Source organism: Arthrobacter sp. 10T425, from assembly GCF_056393985.1.
This window is the reverse complement of the sequence record NZ_JBFTGZ010000005.1, coordinates 109,516-125,392: the sequence shown is the minus strand read 5'-3', so window position 1 is coordinate 125,392 and position 15,877 is coordinate 109,516. Positions and strand designations below refer to the sequence as shown.

Sequence of the window (15,877 nt, the reverse complement as noted above, 5' to 3'; positions counted from 1 at the left end):
GCCCCTCCTGCGGGCGGGGTCCGGGCCGGCCCCTCACCGGAACCTGCCTACCAGCTGGGTTGCCGACGCGCTGAGCTGGCTGGCATTCAGGTGCAGTGCGTCGCTGAACGGCACAAACGGCAGGGGCACGGTGAGGCGGACGGTGACTGTCACCGCCGAGCCGGGAGCCAGACAATCGGCAGGTTCGCAACGGGTGTCGACGGTGGCGTTTCCCGCCGGCTGGCCGTAATCGGCGAGCGCCAGCAGCACGGCTTGCTCTGCCGCTGCCCGGCCGCTTGCTGCGTCCGGCTGGGCAACGTAGACCTTGGCGGCCTGGTCGGCGGCGCCCACGACTGCGAACGAGCCGCCCTGGATCTGGCCCACGGTGATGATGAAGTACACCAGCGGCACCATCAGCAGCGCGGACAGGAAGACGAACTCGACCACGGCACTCCCCTGTTCCGGTGAGGCGCCGTGCTCCGGCCATTCAACGCTGGATGGCCGCATGGCCCTTCACCTCCAAGAGCGCCCGGGGACCGATGAAGCCGATGACCGGCAGGGGTGCCCGGACGGTCACCTCGAGTGTGCGGATGCCCTGGAACGTCGATTCGCTTGCCCCCACGTCCCGCGCGAAATCCGGGTTGAGCGCCGCCGTGATCAGCTGGACAGTCCGTTCCTTGGCGTCCGCGTCGTTGCGGTCGGCCAACGTGCCGTATCTGGCGCCCGAGGCGGCGGCGTCGATCAGCGTATTCCGGACGTGAAGTACCAGGGTGAGCTGGACGATCGCGAGGAAGAGCAAGGTGAGCAACGCACCGATCAGCACGAAGTCCACCACTGCAGCGCCCCGCTCTACGCCCTTGCGGTTTTCCCCGCTTTCGATCTGGCGCCCGGTCCCCCCGTCCAGGGTGGCCACTTCCTACTGTCCGACCTTGTCCATGGCCTGGTTGAAGAGTCCCTCAAGCGCAGGACCGGCGAGCGCGAGCAGGGCGGCCACGAGGACTGCCGACATGAGGGTGATCATGACCCAGCCGGGGACGTCCCCGCGCTGGGGATGGGCGGTTCCCACGTCAGCGTGCTCCCCCGCCCGCGCTTGCGACGGAGCAGACCACCAGGTCAATATGCTGAGCGCGCAGGCCGCCAATGCCGCCCGGGTTCCGAAGTTCTTCACCGTTTCCTCTTTCCTGGTTCTCTGGTTTTCTGTTTTCTGGTTTTCTGTTTTTCTGGAGTCCTGTTTTTGGATCTGAGGGTTCGTGACGTGTCGCCGGCAGATCGTGCACCGTGTGCCCCAGGCTGGCCGGCCAGCTGCAGGGCGTCCTTCGTATCCTGTTCCCTCCTCGTATGACTTTTCTTGAGTCCTGCCCGGGCCGCCGGCTGTCCGTCGTCGTCGTTCGCCGTCGTCGTTCGCCAGGTTCCTAGAGTCCGAGACTGATGGCGGCCAGGCCGGGGAAGACGGCGAAGATGACCGTGAGCGGAAGGACGCCAAAGACAAGCGGCACCATCATGCCGATTTCCTTCTTGCCGGCGGACTCCATGAGCTCCCTCTTGGCTGTGTCCCGGACATCCTGTGCCTGCGCCCGGAGGACGTCGGCGAGGGGTGTTCCACGTTCCACGGCCACGATCATCCCGTCCACGAAACGGAGCAGCGGCCCTTGATCGGTCCTGGACGAGAACTCGTGGAGGGCTTCCACGAGGGGCTTGCCGGACCTGGTCTCGGCGAGGACACGGCCGAATTCCTGCGAGAGCTCACCCCGCGCGCTGCGGCAGACCCTGTCCAGGGCACCGGTGGCACTTTCGCCGGCGCTGACGGCCAGGGCCATGAGTTCGGCGATGCTCGGAAACTCCGCCATCATCCGCGTCTCCCGTTTCTTGATGTGCGCGCCCAACAGGTAGTCCCGGAGCAGGAACCCGCCGACGGCGCTGCCCACGACGGCCACGACGGCGACGAACGGGCTGAAGCGGCCCATCGAGCCTGCGAGCGCCACACCGCCGACGGCGAGGACGAAACCGCCGGCCGCCCAGAGGAGTTGCTCAGCCCGGAAGTCCACGGCTGTTTTGGCGCTGCCGGCGCGGGCGAGCCTGCGGTTTAACGCCGTCGCGCCAAGGTTGATCCGGCCCAGGGACCTGGCACCGTCCCGGAACGCCGGGCGGAGGATCCGTTCGAGCGGCCCAAACGGTGTGACATTCCGCTGGGTGGTGCGCAAAAGCCGGGATTCGAGGCTGTGGGTTCTCAGCTGCGGTTCGATACGTTCGACGAACGTCGTTGGGCGCATGAAGGGGAGCCGGACGAGGAACAGCCACAGGCCCGCCCCGAGCACGGCCCCGCACACCGTGGCGCCGGCCATCAGGCCGGTCATCGGAGGACCCGCTGTTCTTCCGGCAACGCCCCGATACGCAGCATGATGGCATAGGACAGCAGGGAGACGGCAAGGCCGCCCAAAAGGACGGCAGCGCCGAGCGGGGTGTTGTACGCCATCACAGCCTCAGGACGGCTGGCCAGCAACACCAGGACAATCCAGGGCGCAGCGACGGCCAGGCGTGCGGCGTTGACGGTCCAGGATTGCCTTGCCTCCAGCTCACTCCGGGTCCTGGCACTCTCCCGCAGGAACTCCGCGAGGGTGCCCAGCAGCCTCCCGAGGTCCGAACCACCCACCTCCCGGGTGAGCCGGAGGGCCTCGACGATCCGGTCCGCCACGGGATCGGCCAGACGGTCCTTGAGCCGGGTGAGTGAGGGATCGAATTGGCCTCCCGACCGGTAGTCGGAGCCAAAGTCCACAAACACGTGGCGAAGCTCCACGGGGCCCTTGTCGCCCAGCTGGATAAGGGCCTCCGGCAGCGACAGGCCGGCCCTGATGGCTGAGCGCAAATGATCAACGACGTCGGGCCAGAGCTGGCGGAGGACAGCCGTGCGCTTCCTGGCACGCCACCGGACCATCGCCATCGGCAGCCAGCCGCCGAAGAGGCCAAAGCATGCCGATATCGGCCAAGACCCGGTAACCGCGAAGAACGCGAGCGTTGTGAAGGCCCCGAGTCCAAGGCACGAGGCGAGCAGCCCTGCCGCGCTGACCTTTTCGATGCCCGCCGACCGCAAGAGGTCCTCAAGCCGGCTGGTCCGGGGCCTGCGCCGCACGCTCTCAGGCGTCTCCCACGCGGACCACCAGATCAGCAGGAGGCCGGCGCCGCCCAGCATCCCGACCAGCGGCGCCATCACCGCTGCTCCAGCAGCGCCGCGACGTCGTACCCGGAGCGGGCAAACTTTTCCGCGGCGGGCATGGAGTTGGCCTTGGGCAGAAGCTGCCCGTCCGACATCGTGAACACCATGGATGACTCGATGATCCCGTTTTCCACCCGTCGGCCCAGGGACAGGATCTCGGTGACCTGTCGGCGCCCGCTGGTGTGCCTGCTGCAATGGACCACCAGATCGATGCAGGACGCCACGGTGGGCACCACGAACGCGCTGGAGATGTTGTCGCCGGCGAGCAGCGGCAGCGTGCAGATTTTCGTCACGGCATCATGGGCGGAGTTCGCATGCACGGTGCACATCCCGGGGAGCCCGGAATTCAAAGCGATGAGCATGTCCAGGCTCTCGGCCTCCCGGACTTCCCCGACCACCAGCCGGTCCGGCCGCATGCGCAGGGCCTCCTTGACCAGGCGGCGCAGCGGAATCTCCCCCTGCCCCTCCAGGTTCGGCTGACGGCACTGAAGGCCGACGACGTCGCGGAGCGGCAGCTGCAGTTCAAAGATTTCCTCCACCGTGATGACCCGTTCGCGGGTGCCGATGCCGGCGGCGAGGCAGTTGAGCATGGTGGTTTTGCCCGCCTGCGTGGCGCCCGAGACCAGGATGTTGAGGCCGCTGGCGACGGCCGCGCCGAGGAACCTGGCCGCCTGCGGGGTGAGGGTTCCCAGCTCCACCAGGTGCTCGAGCCGGCTGGCTTTGACGACGAACTTGCGGATATTGATGGCCCAGTGACGCCGGGTGACGTCCGGGATCACGACGTGCAGCCTGGAGCCGTCCGGGAGCGCCGCATCCACGAACGGGGAGGACATGTCCAGGCGCCGGCCCGAGCTCTTCAGCATCCGTTCCACAAGGTCCCGGACCTGCTGGTCCGTCAGCGAAACGGAGGTCAGTTCCGATTCGCCGTTGCGCGCCACGTAGATTTCATTCGGCGCGTTGAGCCAGATTTCCTCGATGCCCGGATCGTCCAGGAGCGGCTGGAGCGCACCAAAGCCCGCCACAGCGTCGAAGACGAATCTCCGGGCTGACTCCAACGGGCCCAGCGGGGGCAGCGGCGCCAGGAGGGCCCGTTCGTCGTAGTCGCTGACAGCCGCCTCGACCAGGCGCCGGACTTCGCCGGACTCCCGCAGGGGGTCAAGGCCCCGCCGGCGGATCAGCTCACGGACCTCATCCTCAACGATGCGTACAGCCTCCACCTGGACCCCCATATGACTGCCGCCCCTGTGCCGGCGCGATGGGGTTAAAACTAAGGGCGGGCAACCGGCCCGGCAAGGGGTGCCGTGGGTGCATGTGGATAACCGCCTGGTTTCAACATGACAACTTTCACTTTAGTAACACTTGAATCACTGGTCTCAGATGTCGGCCGATGTTAGGGTGAGCGCGTTAAGTCAGACATTCTCTCAGCCCGGCCAGCTCTCTTCGTAGCCCCTCGGGCGCGAGACCGTGTGGCGCGGCTCCCACAGCGTGCCATTGCCCCGGAGCGGAACATGAAGCGCACCCTATATCCCCCCACCAGCCACCGATGCCGTCGGGCAGGGGCCATTCTCCTCGCCGCCACCCTGCTGGCCATCACCGGCGTTCCGTCGCCGGCAACCGCCGTCGAGCAGCCGGCCACGCCCCCGGCGTCTGCCACGCCGTCTGCCAGCCCGTCGCCGACGGTCACGAGCACCGCGGCGGCGCCATCCGCAACGGCCCGCCCGGCCGCCCCGGCACCGACCCCAACGCAGGCCCCGTCACCGGCACCGACCGCAACGCAGGCAGCGGCACAGTCCGCGGCGGCGCCGGGCGGCGTCAAGGACCGGGCGGCCATGGCCGCGGCTGTCGGCCCCGGTGGCGCCGAGATGGGCCAGCGCTCCGCCCGGGTCAGCGCTCCGTCGCCACTTCTGAAGGCGACCACCGAGTCCGCCGCCATTGAATCGCTTACCACGCAGGGCACGTGGTCGCCGTCGTACGGGGTCAAAGGCCTGGACGTCAGCGGCCACCAGACCAGCGTGAACTGGCAGAGCCAGTGGAACATGGGGGCCCGCTTCGCCTACGTCAAGGCCAGCGAAGGCAACTACTTCACCAATGATTCCTTCGGCGCCCAGTACGACGGCGCCCGCAGCGTCGGGATGATCCGGGGCGCCTACCACTTCGCGATCCCGAACTGGTCCTCGGGAGCCGACCAGGCACGCTTCTTCGTCCAGAACGGCGGCGGCTGGAGTGCCGACGGCCGGACCATGCCCCCGGTCCTCGACTTCGAGTTCAACCCCTACGCCGGCCGCACCATCAACGGCTTCTACTTCGGCAACACCTGCTACGGCATGTCCCCCTCGCAGCTGACGTCCTGGGTGCGCGACTTCGGGAACACCATGCGGGCCCTCACGGGCCGCCTTCCCGTCATCTACACCAACACGTCGTGGTGGAACCAGTGCACGGCCAACGCGGCGGGTTTCGGCGACTACCCGCTGTGGGTCGCGTCCTACCCGCTCTCCGCCACGGACAACGCCGGGCCCGTCCCCTCCAGCTGGAGCGTTTTCAGCATGTGGCAATACAGCAGCACCGGGCCGTTCGTGGGTGACTCCAATATCTGGAACGGCGACTATGCCTCACTCCAGCGCTTCGCCGGGACGCCGCTGCCCACCGGGTCCTTCGACGACCTCTCCGTAACCCGCGACGGCGCCGCGGTCTCCCTGCGCGCCCGGGGCTGGTCGGCAGACCTGGCCAGGACATCGTCCTCGATCCAGACCCACATTTACGTGACTGATCCGTCCGGGACCACCAAGGGCTACGCCTGGCAGGCCAACCAGCCCCGGCCCGATGTTGACCAGGCCCTCGGCTACGGTCCGTTGCACGGCTTCGACGGCACGGTCCGGATCACAGCGTCGGGCATGTACAAGGTCTGTGCCTACGCCATCGGGTCCTTCGGCAACACACTCCTGGACTGCAAGTCGCTCCGGGCCACCGGGGTGGAGGCACCGACGGGGTCCTTCGACAGCTTCGGCCAGGTCCGCACGGCCGACAAGGTCACGCTGCAGTTCAAGGGCTGGGCAGCCGACCTCGCCAACCCCTCGGCTTCCAGCTATGCCGACGCCTACGTCACCGACCCGGCCGGGAAAACCACCGGGTACCGGATGAGCGCCAACGTCGCCCGGAAGGATGTCGCGGACGCGACCGGCCTGGGGCTGGCCCATGGCTTCGACTACCAGGTCAAAGCCACCGTTCCGGGATCGTACCGTGCGTGCGTCTACGGGATCGGGCGAAACGCCAACGTGCTGCTGTCCTGCAAAACCACAAACGTCGAGGCCAACCCCGCACCCTTCGGCTCCTACGATTCGGTGTCCCTCACCCAGGCGCCCAACGCCGCGAACTTCCAGGTGAGCGGATGGGCACTGGATCCGGTGCAGCCAGGCAAGAGCGTGCCCGTGCACGTCTACGTCCAGTCGCCCAACGGAACCAATCCCGGCTACGCCTTCACCGCGAACCGCCCGCGTCCGGACGTCAACGCCGCGCTGCAGACGGTGGGTGACCACGGTTTCCAGGTCTCGGTCCCGCTGACCAGTGCCGGGAAATACACCGTGTGCGCCTATGCCATCGGCATCGCCCCGGTCACGGCCGGCAACACCCTGCTGGGCTGCAAGTCCATCAGCGCGGCCCCGACACCCGCCACCATGGGTTACCTGGATGCGGCCTCGATCCAGGTCATCAGCGGCAAAGCCTCCATCAAGGCATCCGGCTGGACCCTGGATCCGTCCTTCCCGGCCTCATCGATCCCGGACCACGTCTACGTGACCTCGCCTGACGGGATCCGGAAGGGGTACGCCTTCATGGCCGACCAGAAGCGCCCGGACGTCAACCGGTCCCTCGACACGGTCGGCAACCACGGCTTCACGTCATCGGTCCCCATCACCCAGCGCGGCCAGTACCGGGTGTGCGCCTACGGCGTCGCGGTCTCGATGCTGAGCTTGAACAACTCCTTGCTGGGGTGCCAAACGCTCACCTATTAGTGGCCCTGGCTGACGCCGCACCACGCACAACGCAGACCGGCCCCCGCACATGCGGGGGCCGGTCTGCGTTGTGGTGCCTGGGACTGACCGTTGAAGACCGTTGAAGACCGTTGAATCAGGAACCGAGGTAGTCGCTCAGCCGCTCCGCCGCGGAAGGAACGGTGAACCCGGTCGCTTTGATCTTGTCCAGGTTGAGGGCGCTGTTCAGCGGCCGCGGCGAGACGGCCTTGCCCTTGAAGTACTCCTCGGTGCTCACACCGGTCACGGCCTCCCGCGGCTTGCCGGAGAGTTCGTAGACGTCCGCGGCGATATCCGCCCAGGACTGCTGCTCGCCGTCGTTGCTGAGGTTGTAGACGCCGTACTCGGCGCCCGATTCCAGCAGGTGCCGGATGCCGGCGGCGATGTCTTCGGTGAAGCTCAGCCGCCCGATCTGGTCATCAACCACCGACGGTTCGATGCCGCGCTCGGCCAGCGAGGCCATGGTGCGGACAAAGTTGTTGCCCTCGCCGATCACCCAGCTGGTGCGCACAATGTAGTGCCGGGGCACCACGCTGACGACGGCGTCGCCCGCGGCTTTGGTCTGGCCGTAGACGCCCAGGGGCGCCACCGGCTCGGATTCGTCGTGCGTGGCGCGCGTGCCGTCGAAGACATAGTCCGAGGACACGTGCACCAGGGTGAGGTCGTGTTCGATGGCGGTGCGGGCCAGCCGCGCCACGGCCGTGACGTTGACTGCCCAGGCGGCCGCGCGGCCCTCGGCCAACTCGGCGGCATCCACGGCGGTGTAGGCCGCGGCGTTGATGATCGTGGAGTAGTTCTTCCAGTTCCGTCCGGCGAAGGCGTCCTCGCTGCCGAGGTCAAAATCGTCCCGGCCGGCAAACTCAACGGACGGGTCGCCGTCGTACTGCCGGCGCAGCGCCTTGCCGAGCTGGCCGTTGGCGCCGACCACAAGGACCTTCTTCGGCGGCATCGGCGTGACGTCCGCCAGGCGCGGGTGCGCCTTGTCCTTGTCCGAGAGCTCGGCCCGGCCCAGCGGCACCGGCCAGCTGATGGCCGCGGTCTCGTCGGCGAGGTTCAGGAACGTGTACTGGCCCTGGGCGTCGGCGGACCAGTGGTCGTTGACGAGGTAGGTGTAGGCGGTGTTGTCCTCCAGCGTCTGGAAGGCGTTCCCGACCCCGCGGGGAATGAAGATGGCCTGGCTGGGGTCCATCTCGGCGGTGAACACGGCGCCGAAGGTCGGGCCTTCGCGCAGGTCCACCCAGGCGCCGAAAATCCTGCCGGTGGCCACGGAGATGAACTTGTCCCACGGCTCGGCATGGATGCCGCGGGTGGTGCCCGCGGATTCGTTGAACGAGATGTTGTTCTGCACCGGACGGAAGTCGGGCAGGCCAAGCGCCACCATCTTTTCCCGCTGCCAGTTCTCCTTGAACCAGCCCCGGTTGTCACCGTGGACCGGAAGGTCGTAGAGGACGACGCCGGGGATCGGGGTTTCGTGCGCTGTGAGCTTTTTCGAGAACTCGATCGACATAATCTACTGGCCTTGTTCCTTGTACTTCGCTTCCGTGGCGGCCTTCTGGGGCCGCCACCAGTCCTCATTGTTCCGGTACCAGGCGATGGTGTCTTCGATGCCGGCCTCGAAGTTGGAGAACTGCGGCTTCCAGCCGAGTTCCTCGCGCAGCTTGGAGGAGTCGATGGCATACCGCATGTCGTGGCCGGGCCGGTCCACCACGTGCTCGTACGCGTCCGGCGCCTGGCCCATGTGCTTGAGGATCAGTTCGACGACGTCCTTGTTGTTCTTCTCGCCGTCGGCGCCGATCAGGTAGGTCTCCCCGATCCGGCCCTCGGCGATGATCGCCAGGACAGCGGACGAGTGGTCGTTGGCGTGGATCCAGTCACGGACGTTCTCGCCCTTGCCGTACAGCTTGGGACGGATGCCGTCGATCACGTTGGTGATCTGGCGCGGGATGAACTTCTCCACGTGCTGGTACGGACCGTAGTTGTTGGAGCAGTTGCTGATGGTTGCCTGCAGGCCGAAGGACCGCACCCAGGCGCGGACCAGCAGATCCGAGCCCGCTTTCGTGGAGGAATACGGGCTGGAGGGGTTGTAGGGCGTGCTCTCGGTGAACCGCTCCGGGTCATCGAGCTCGAGATCGCCGTAGACCTCGTCGGTGGAGATGTGGTGGAAGCGCTTGTTGTGCTTCCGCGCGGCCTCGATCAGGGTGTAGGTCCCGATGATGTTGGTGTCCAGGAACGGGCGCGGATCGTGCAGCGAGTTGTCGTTATGGGATTCCGCGGCGTAGTGCACCACGACGTCGGACCCGGCCACCAGGCGCTCCACCACGGCGGCGTCGCAGATGTCGCCCTGCACCAGCGTGAACCGGCCTGCAGGCAGGCCCGCCAGCGACTCCACATTGCCCGCGTAGGTGAGCTTGTCGAGGACCGTGACGTGGTGGTCGGTGTTCTCCAGTACGTAGTGGACGAAATTGGAGCCGATGAAGCCGGCGCCGCCGGTGACGAGGAGTTTCTGCATGAGGCCAGCTTACCGAAAGGCCGTTGCCGGCTCAGACCCGCCGGCGGGTCCTCCGGAGGGCTTCGACCATGAGCCGGACCAGCATCACGCGGGCCGCGACGATCTTGGGCAGCGACCGCAGGCCGGCAGGCGTCTGGTTCGATTCGTGGATCCGGCGGTAAATGGTCGACTCGTCAAGGTGGGTTATCGATCCGGCTACATTGCCGCAGATGGCCAGCCAGAGATCGTGTGATTCCCGGACGTAAGCGGGAATCGGGGTGAAGTAGCGGGCAGCCTCCCGGCGGAAGGCCATGCCGCAGCCGTAGTACGCCCGGTACCCGATCAGGATGGCGAACAAGTTTGCCACGTGCCGCCGCGAGTCCGCGGACTTCAGCCGCGGAATCCAGGGCCGGCTCCCGCCGCCCAGCATGTCGAAATTGCTGGCGACCACCATAGAACCGGACAAGGCAGCGAGCATCAGCTCCAGCCGGCCCGGAATCCAGACATCGTCCTGGTCGGACAGGAACACGTACTCCCCCCGGCTCAGCCGGATCGCTTCCTCGAAGCTGCGCACGTACCCCCGGTTGACAGGCGAGCGGACGAGGCGGATCCGCGGATCATCGATCCCCTCCACGATCGCGGCAGTCTCGTCGGGGGACGCATCATCGACCACGACGAGCTCGTCGTCGGGACCCAACTCGGCGAGGATGGACGCTATCTGCTCCCGGACAAAGGCCGCACCCTTGTAGGTGGCCATGCACACGCTAGCCCTGATCTTCGGCACGCCGGGGCCATTCTCGTCGTTCATGCGAACCACTCTAGGCGACTCCTGGGCCAGGGGCCGGTGCGGGGCAATCGCGTATCATCGTTAGGTCAAGCCCCCCAGCACGAGGACCGTACCGCATGAGACCCGTTCTGTTCAGGCTTGCAGGCTTCACCCTGTTGCCGCTGCTGGCACTGGTCTTGCCGTTCCTGCTCCTCCCGGTCGTTTCGCGCGTCGTGGGGGCCGCCGGTTGGTCCAGCATCACCTCCGGCCAGGCCATTGGCATCTTTGCGTCGACCATCATTCTCTGGAGCTGGAACATCTCCGGCCCGGTCGAGATTGCCCGTGCCGGCGCCTTCCCGCTGCGGGCGGCACTTTATTCCAGGAGCGTCCGTTCGCGGATCCTGCTCGCGGTCGTCGTGCTGCCCGTCATGAGCGTGATCGTCGCGCTCGTGGCCCGGGAGGGTTTCCGCCTCGATGCCATCACCATGGCCTGGGCCACGGCGCTGACCGGTTTCTCGCCGGCGTGGTACGGCATCGGCACCGGCCAGCCCCGGATCCTCGCCGTCTACGACACCCTCCCCCGCTTCTTCGCGGCCATCATCAGCGCCCCGGTCATCCTGCTCACCGGACAAGTCTGGACCTACGGGCTGGTCTCGGTCTTTACGACGCTCGTGGCATTGATCGCATTCCACCGCCGGTTCGGCGAACCCCGGACCTGGCTGCCCCGGAGCCCGCGGACCGTCGTGCGGGAGATCGTGCCCACCGCGGGTACGGCCGGCATCAACTTCACGGGAAGCGCCTACGGCTCGTCCCCGGTTCCGATCGCCACCGCGACGGTGCCGTCGGCCGCTGCCACGGCCGGTTTCGCCTCGGCGGACGCCATCTACCGCCTGGGGCTCTTCACGATCGTGGCGCTCGGCAACACGTTCCAGGGCTGGACCCTGGAGCACGATGCCGCCGACCCGCGCCGCCGCCACTTCGCGGCCATGGCTGCCCACGCGGCCCTGGGGCTCGCGGGCGGGATCTTCCTCACACTGTTCGGCCCGTGGGTCTCCGGCGTGATGTTCGGCGAAGCTGTCCGCGCGGACACCCTGACCTGCCTGTTCTACGGGGTGTCCTTCTTCTTCATCTCCTCATCGACGCCCCTGATCCGGAATGTGCTGATCCCGGCCCAGCGCCAGAAGTCGGTGCTGATGTGGACCGCGGTTTCCGCCGTCGTCGGCGTGCTGCTCATGGTGGCGGCCGGGCTGGCGGCCAACGTTCCCGGCATCGCCCTGGGCATGGCAGTGAGCGAGGCCCTCCTGTTCCTGGGCCTGCTGCGCCCTTCCCTCCGGATCCTGCCAGCGGGCGCCCGCGGCCGGGGCCGGAAGGTAGGATCAGCAGCGTGATCGCCGGATGCCCGCGGCCGGTCGCCGCCGTCAACACCGCATGCCCCCGGGTGATCACGAATCCCGAGCCGGACGCCGCCCACTCCGTCAGCCGCCTCCGGGCCGTTGATATATTGGAGAACTATGAAAATTCTTGACTCGACCCGTGTGCTGGTCATAATGCCGGCGTGGAACGAAGCCGAGTCCGTGGGGAATACCGTCCGGGAAGTGCTCAGCGTCGGCCGGCCCTACGATGTCCTGGTGGTCAATGATGGCTCTGCGGATGCCACCGCGACGGTCGCGAAAGACGCTGGCGCCACCGTCCTGACGCTGCCGTTCAACCTGGGCGTCGGCGGTGCCATGAGGGCCGGTTTCAAGTACGCCCAGCGCCTCGGTTACCAGCGCGTGATCCAGGTGGACGCCGACGGACAGCACGATCCCCGCAATATCCACGAGGTCCTGGCAGGCCTGGAGCACGCGGACATCTCCATCGGTGCCCGCTTTGCCGACCGCGGCGACTATTCGGTCAGCGGACCCCGCAAGTGGGCCATGCAGCTCCTCGCCAAGGTCATCTCAGGACTGGCCAAGACCCGGCTCACGGACGTGACCAGCGGCTTCCGGGCCGCGAACGGGCGCGCCATCAACCAGTACCTGGACCACTACCCTGCGGAGTATCTGGGTGACACCATCGACTCCCTGGTGGTGGCGATCCGCTCCGGCTGCCGGGTCACCCAGGTCCCGGTGGAAATGCGCCCGCGCCAAGGCGGGACTCCCAGTCACAACCCCGTCAAGTCCGCCGTCTACCTCGGCCGGTCCGTCTTCGCCCTCATGTTCGCGCTGACCCGCAAGCGGTCCACCATTTCCGACCCCGCACTGGCCGCCAAAGGAGCCGTCTAATGGGCAACTGGCCCGCCTTTTTCCTTGCCCTGGCGATCGTCGGCGTCGTCTTCGAGATGCTCCGCCGGAAGAAGCTTCGCGAGAAATACGCAGCACTCTGGCTCTTCGTGGGCATCGGCACGCTGGTTCTGGCCGCGTTTCCGAGCCTGCTGACGATCGTGGCCGAACGCGTCGGCGTCCAGCTGCCGTCCAATCTGCTGTTCATCATCAGCATCCTGCTGCTGCTCGGTGTCTGCCTGCACTTGTCCTGGGAGCTGTCCGTGGTCGAGGACGAGACCCGCACCCTCGCGGAGGAAGTGGCCATCCTCCGGACCATGGTCGAGGACATGTCCTCCCGGGACGGCGACGCTCCGGCGACGCCGACGACGAAGTAGGAGGCCCCGGTGGCACTGGACATCTTTATCCCCTACTGGGGCGACGTTAACTACATGAAACTGGCCGTCGACAGCGTCCTGGCCCAGACCAGCCCGGACTGGCGCCTGACGGTGGTTGACGACGCTTACCCGGGCGACGACGTCAGACGCTACGTCGAGGCCGCGGACGATCCCCGGATCACGTATATCCGCAAGGACAAGAACGAGGGCATCACCGAGAACTTCAGGACCTGCGTCTCGCTGGCCAGCCAGGACGTCCTGGTGGTCATGGGATGCGACGACCTTCTGCTGCCGAACTTCGTGGACGTCGTGCTCCGCGCCCACGCCGAATTCCCCGACGCCTGGATTATCCAGCCCGGCGTCCAGATCATCGACGAGGACGGCAAACCCTCCGTTCCCCTGGTGGACATCGTCAAGCAGCGGCTGGTCAAACCGCGCGGCACCGGGTCCCGGCTCGTGGGCGGCGAGCGGCTGGCGGTCAGCCTCCTGCACGGCGACTGGCTCTACTGGCCCTCCCTGGCCTTCCGCCGCGACCGGATCCGGGACTACGATTTCCGTGACGGTTTCCCCGTCATCCAGGATCTCGCCCTCGTCATGGACATGGTGCTTGGCGGGGCCGAGCTGCTGATCGTCCCGGATATCTGCTTCGAATACCGCCGGCACACTCACAGCGCGTCGTCCGCGAAACTCGTCGACGGGTCCCGCTTCATCGGTGAGCGCGACTTCTTCGACCTGGCCGCGGCGCTGTGCACGGCGAAGGGCTGGCGCAAGGCGGCCCGCGCGGCCCGGCTGCGGCTCACGTCCCGTGCGCACGCACTCCTGATCCTCGCCGGCACGCTCCGGCAAAGTGCCTCCGGGACGCTCGGCATCCTCCTGCGGCATTCCTTCGGAAAGTGAGCGAACCCCACGTGACCGGCGAGTCCCCCGTCCCTGCCACGGGCGCCACCGGCGTCACCGGCGTCGTCACCGCGTTCCGGCCCACGGCGGCGCTGATCGGCAACGTCGAATCGCTGCGGGAGCAGGTGGACGCCGTCGTGGTGGTTGACGACGGCGGCGGCCCCGGCTTCGAGCCGATCTTCGCCGCGTTGGCCGCGGCCGGCGCAGAAGTGGTGCGCCTCCCGGAGAACGCCGGCATCGGCGCCGCCTTGAACGCCGGCATCCGCACGGCACGCCGGCACGGGAACCCGGACTTCATCCTGACCGTGGACCAGGACTCCCTGCTGCCCGCGGGTTATGTGCAGGCGCTGCGCCGTGCCGCTGCGGACGCGCGGGCCGCCGGCCTCGAGCCCGGTCTCATCTCCCCGTCCAGGATCCACGGAAACCCGGTGCTGCGCGCCGGGACCCGGAACGGCGTCGCCCTGGGCCGGGAGCCGATCCAGTCGGGCCTCCTGATCCCGGCCGGCACGCTGGACGCCCTTGGCGGGTTCTGGGAAGAGCTCTTCATCGACCTGGTCGACACCGAGTACTATTACCGCGCACTCGCCGCGGGCCTGCCCACCGTCCTCGCGGCGGCGGAGTTCGACCACTCCCTGGGAACGATGGTGGAGGCCAAGGTGTTCGGCCGGCCCGTCCCGGCGGGCGGCCGCCCGCTGCAGGTGCGCACCGCCGCGACCTGGCGCTACTACTACATCTTCAGGAACCGCCTCGTCACGGGCCGCCGGTACGCGGTGCGGTATCCCGCCTGGGTGGCCGGCGGGATGTGGGGCGATCTGCGGCACCTGCTGATCGTGACCCTGCTGGCGCCCGGCCGCACCGCCCGGCTCGGCTCGGCGCTCCGCGGCACCGCCGACGGCCTCCGCGGACGGACCGGGCGCCGGCATTCGGCCTGACACCACCGGGCACGCGGGCCGGCAGGGCCTCCACGGGTTTGGCCGAGTGCAGACCGGTAGGAGAGTATGTATACCATGCGCGGAATAATTCTTGCCGGCGGGACCGGTTCTCGTCTTCATCCCATCACCCACGGCATCAGCAAGCAGCTCGTCCCGGTATACGACAAGCCGATGATCTACTACCCGCTGTCGACGCTGATCCTGGCCGGCATCCGGGACATCCTGATCATCACCACCCCGCATGACGCCGAGCAGTTCAAGCGCCTCCTCGGCGACGGTTCGCAGTTCGGCATCAACCTCAGCTACGTCCAGCAGGCCTCCCCCGACGGACTGGCGCAGGCCTTCATCCTCGGCGAGGAGCACATCGGCAACGAGACGGTTGCCCTGGTGCTGGGTGACAACATCTTCTACGGCCAGGGGATGGGAACCCAGCTGCGCAAGCATGAAAACATCGACGGCGGTGCCGTCTTCGGCTACTGGGTCAAGAACCCCAAAGCCTACGGTGTCGTGGAGTTCGACGACGCCGGCCAGGCCGTCTCGCTGGAGGAAAAGCCGGAGCGGCCCAAGTCCCACTACGCCGTGCCCGGCCTGTACTTCTACGACAACGACGTCGTCGGGATCGCCAAGGACCTGAAGCCCTCGCCCCGCGGCGAGCTGGAAATCACCGACGTCAACCGGACCTACCTCGAAAGGGGCAAGCTCCGCGTCGAAATCCTGCCCCGCGGCACGGCCTGGCTGGACACCGGAACCTTCGATGACCTCAACGACGCGTCGAACTTCATCCGGACGGTCGAGAACCGGCAGGGCCTGAAGATCGGCGCCCCGGAGGAGATCGCCTGGCGCCAGGGCTTCCTGAGCGACGATGAACTCCGCCAGCGCGCCGAGCCGCTGGTCAAGAGCGGGTACGGCGCGTACCTCCTCGAACTCCTGGAGCCGTAACC

Annotated in this window: 16 protein-coding genes; 7 read left to right on the top strand and 9 right to left on the bottom strand. The window is 67.4% G+C overall.

The genetic code is table 11. The features are described from left to right. Positions 1 to 33: 33 nt before the first annotated feature. The 6 genes from AC1DDH_RS07880 to AC1DDH_RS07855 form a co-directional block, all read right to left on the bottom strand. A complete protein-coding gene (locus AC1DDH_RS07880) occupies positions 34 to 486 on the bottom strand; it encodes a hypothetical protein (RefSeq protein WP_476887402.1) in 453 nt (150 codons plus the stop codon). Beyond that, complete coding sequence (locus AC1DDH_RS07875; RefSeq protein ID WP_476955249.1) at positions 467 to 883, bottom strand: TadE family protein; 417 nt, start codon at positions 881 to 883, stop codon at positions 467 to 469. Before AC1DDH_RS07875 ends, AC1DDH_RS07880 begins: the two co-directional genes overlap by 20 nt. Before the next feature lie 12 nt (positions 884 to 895). After that, a complete protein-coding gene (locus AC1DDH_RS07870; RefSeq protein WP_476947063.1) occupies positions 896 to 1,099 on the bottom strand; it encodes a hypothetical protein in 204 nt (67 codons plus the stop codon). Positions 1,100 to 1,391: 292 nt separating this feature from the next. Then, positions 1,392 to 2,333: a type II secretion system F family protein gene (locus AC1DDH_RS07865; protein WP_476955190.1), complete on the bottom strand. Its 942-nt coding sequence runs from the start codon at positions 2,331 to 2,333 to the stop codon at positions 1,392 to 1,394. Continuing rightward, on the bottom strand, positions 2,330 to 3,184 hold the full coding sequence (locus tag AC1DDH_RS07860; RefSeq protein ID WP_476947062.1) for a type II secretion system F family protein: 855 nt from the start codon (positions 3,182 to 3,184) through the stop codon (positions 2,330 to 2,332). The genes AC1DDH_RS07865 and AC1DDH_RS07860 overlap by 4 nt, the downstream gene beginning before the upstream one ends. Beyond that, positions 3,184 to 4,407 carry a CpaF family protein gene (locus AC1DDH_RS07855; protein WP_476955189.1) on the bottom strand — a complete coding sequence of 408 codons (1,224 nt, stop codon included), beginning with the start codon at positions 4,405 to 4,407 and terminating at the stop codon, positions 3,184 to 3,186. The genes AC1DDH_RS07860 and AC1DDH_RS07855 overlap by 1 nt, the downstream gene beginning before the upstream one ends. Before the next feature lie 291 nt (positions 4,408 to 4,698). Between AC1DDH_RS07855 and AC1DDH_RS07850 the strand changes: the two genes are divergently transcribed. Continuing rightward, complete coding sequence (locus AC1DDH_RS07850) at positions 4,699 to 7,197, top strand: lysozyme (RefSeq protein ID WP_476955188.1); 2,499 nt, start codon at positions 4,699 to 4,701, stop codon at positions 7,195 to 7,197. A 115-nt stretch (positions 7,198 to 7,312) separates the two neighbouring features. Here the strand turns inward: AC1DDH_RS07850 and AC1DDH_RS07845 are convergent, their stop codons facing one another. Genes AC1DDH_RS07845 through AC1DDH_RS07835 form a run of 3 tightly spaced genes read right to left on the bottom strand, consistent with a single transcriptional unit; the run spans position 7,313 to position 10,511 of the window. Then, complete coding sequence (locus tag AC1DDH_RS07845; RefSeq protein WP_476955187.1) at positions 7,313 to 8,722, bottom strand: sugar nucleotide-binding protein; 1,410 nt, start codon at positions 8,720 to 8,722, stop codon at positions 7,313 to 7,315. Positions 8,723 to 8,725: 3 nt separating this feature from the next. Next, positions 8,726 to 9,724, bottom strand: coding sequence for a dTDP-glucose 4,6-dehydratase (rfbB, locus tag AC1DDH_RS07840; protein WP_476856700.1), 999 nt, complete (start codon positions 9,722 to 9,724; stop codon positions 8,726 to 8,728). A 31-nt stretch (positions 9,725 to 9,755) separates the two neighbouring features. Then, positions 9,756 to 10,511: a glycosyltransferase family 2 protein gene (locus AC1DDH_RS07835; protein WP_476856699.1), complete on the bottom strand. Its 756-nt coding sequence runs from the start codon at positions 10,509 to 10,511 to the stop codon at positions 9,756 to 9,758. Positions 10,512 to 10,606: 95 nt separating this feature from the next. On the opposite strand from AC1DDH_RS07835, the gene AC1DDH_RS07830 reads away from it, so the two are divergent. The 6 genes from AC1DDH_RS07830 to rfbA all read left to right on the top strand — a co-directional run bounded on the left by AC1DDH_RS07830 (position 10,607) and on the right by rfbA (position 15,875). Next, positions 10,607 to 11,857, top strand: a complete 1,251-nt coding sequence (locus AC1DDH_RS07830; protein WP_476858867.1) for a polysaccharide biosynthesis protein — start codon at positions 10,607 to 10,609, stop codon at positions 11,855 to 11,857. Between the two features lie 123 nt (positions 11,858 to 11,980). After that, positions 11,981 to 12,733: a glycosyltransferase family 2 protein gene (locus AC1DDH_RS07825; protein WP_476848800.1), complete on the top strand. Its 753-nt coding sequence runs from the start codon at positions 11,981 to 11,983 to the stop codon at positions 12,731 to 12,733. Further along, positions 12,733 to 13,107 carry a DUF2304 domain-containing protein gene (locus AC1DDH_RS07820; RefSeq protein WP_043435190.1) on the top strand — a complete coding sequence of 125 codons (375 nt, stop codon included), beginning with the start codon at positions 12,733 to 12,735 and terminating at the stop codon, positions 13,105 to 13,107. Before AC1DDH_RS07825 ends, AC1DDH_RS07820 begins: the two co-directional genes overlap by 1 nt. 9 nt (positions 13,108 to 13,116) lie before the next feature. Further along, positions 13,117 to 14,004: a glycosyltransferase gene (locus tag AC1DDH_RS07815; protein ID WP_476856697.1), complete on the top strand. Its 888-nt coding sequence runs from the start codon at positions 13,117 to 13,119 to the stop codon at positions 14,002 to 14,004. After that, complete coding sequence (locus tag AC1DDH_RS07810; protein WP_476856696.1) at positions 14,001 to 14,936, top strand: glycosyltransferase; 936 nt, start codon at positions 14,001 to 14,003, stop codon at positions 14,934 to 14,936. The genes AC1DDH_RS07815 and AC1DDH_RS07810 overlap by 4 nt, the downstream gene beginning before the upstream one ends. A 75-nt stretch (positions 14,937 to 15,011) precedes the next feature. Further along, positions 15,012 to 15,875, top strand: a complete 864-nt coding sequence (gene rfbA, locus AC1DDH_RS07805) for a glucose-1-phosphate thymidylyltransferase RfbA (RefSeq protein WP_028276020.1) — start codon at positions 15,012 to 15,014, stop codon at positions 15,873 to 15,875. The last annotated feature ends 2 nt before the right edge of the window (positions 15,876 to 15,877 follow it).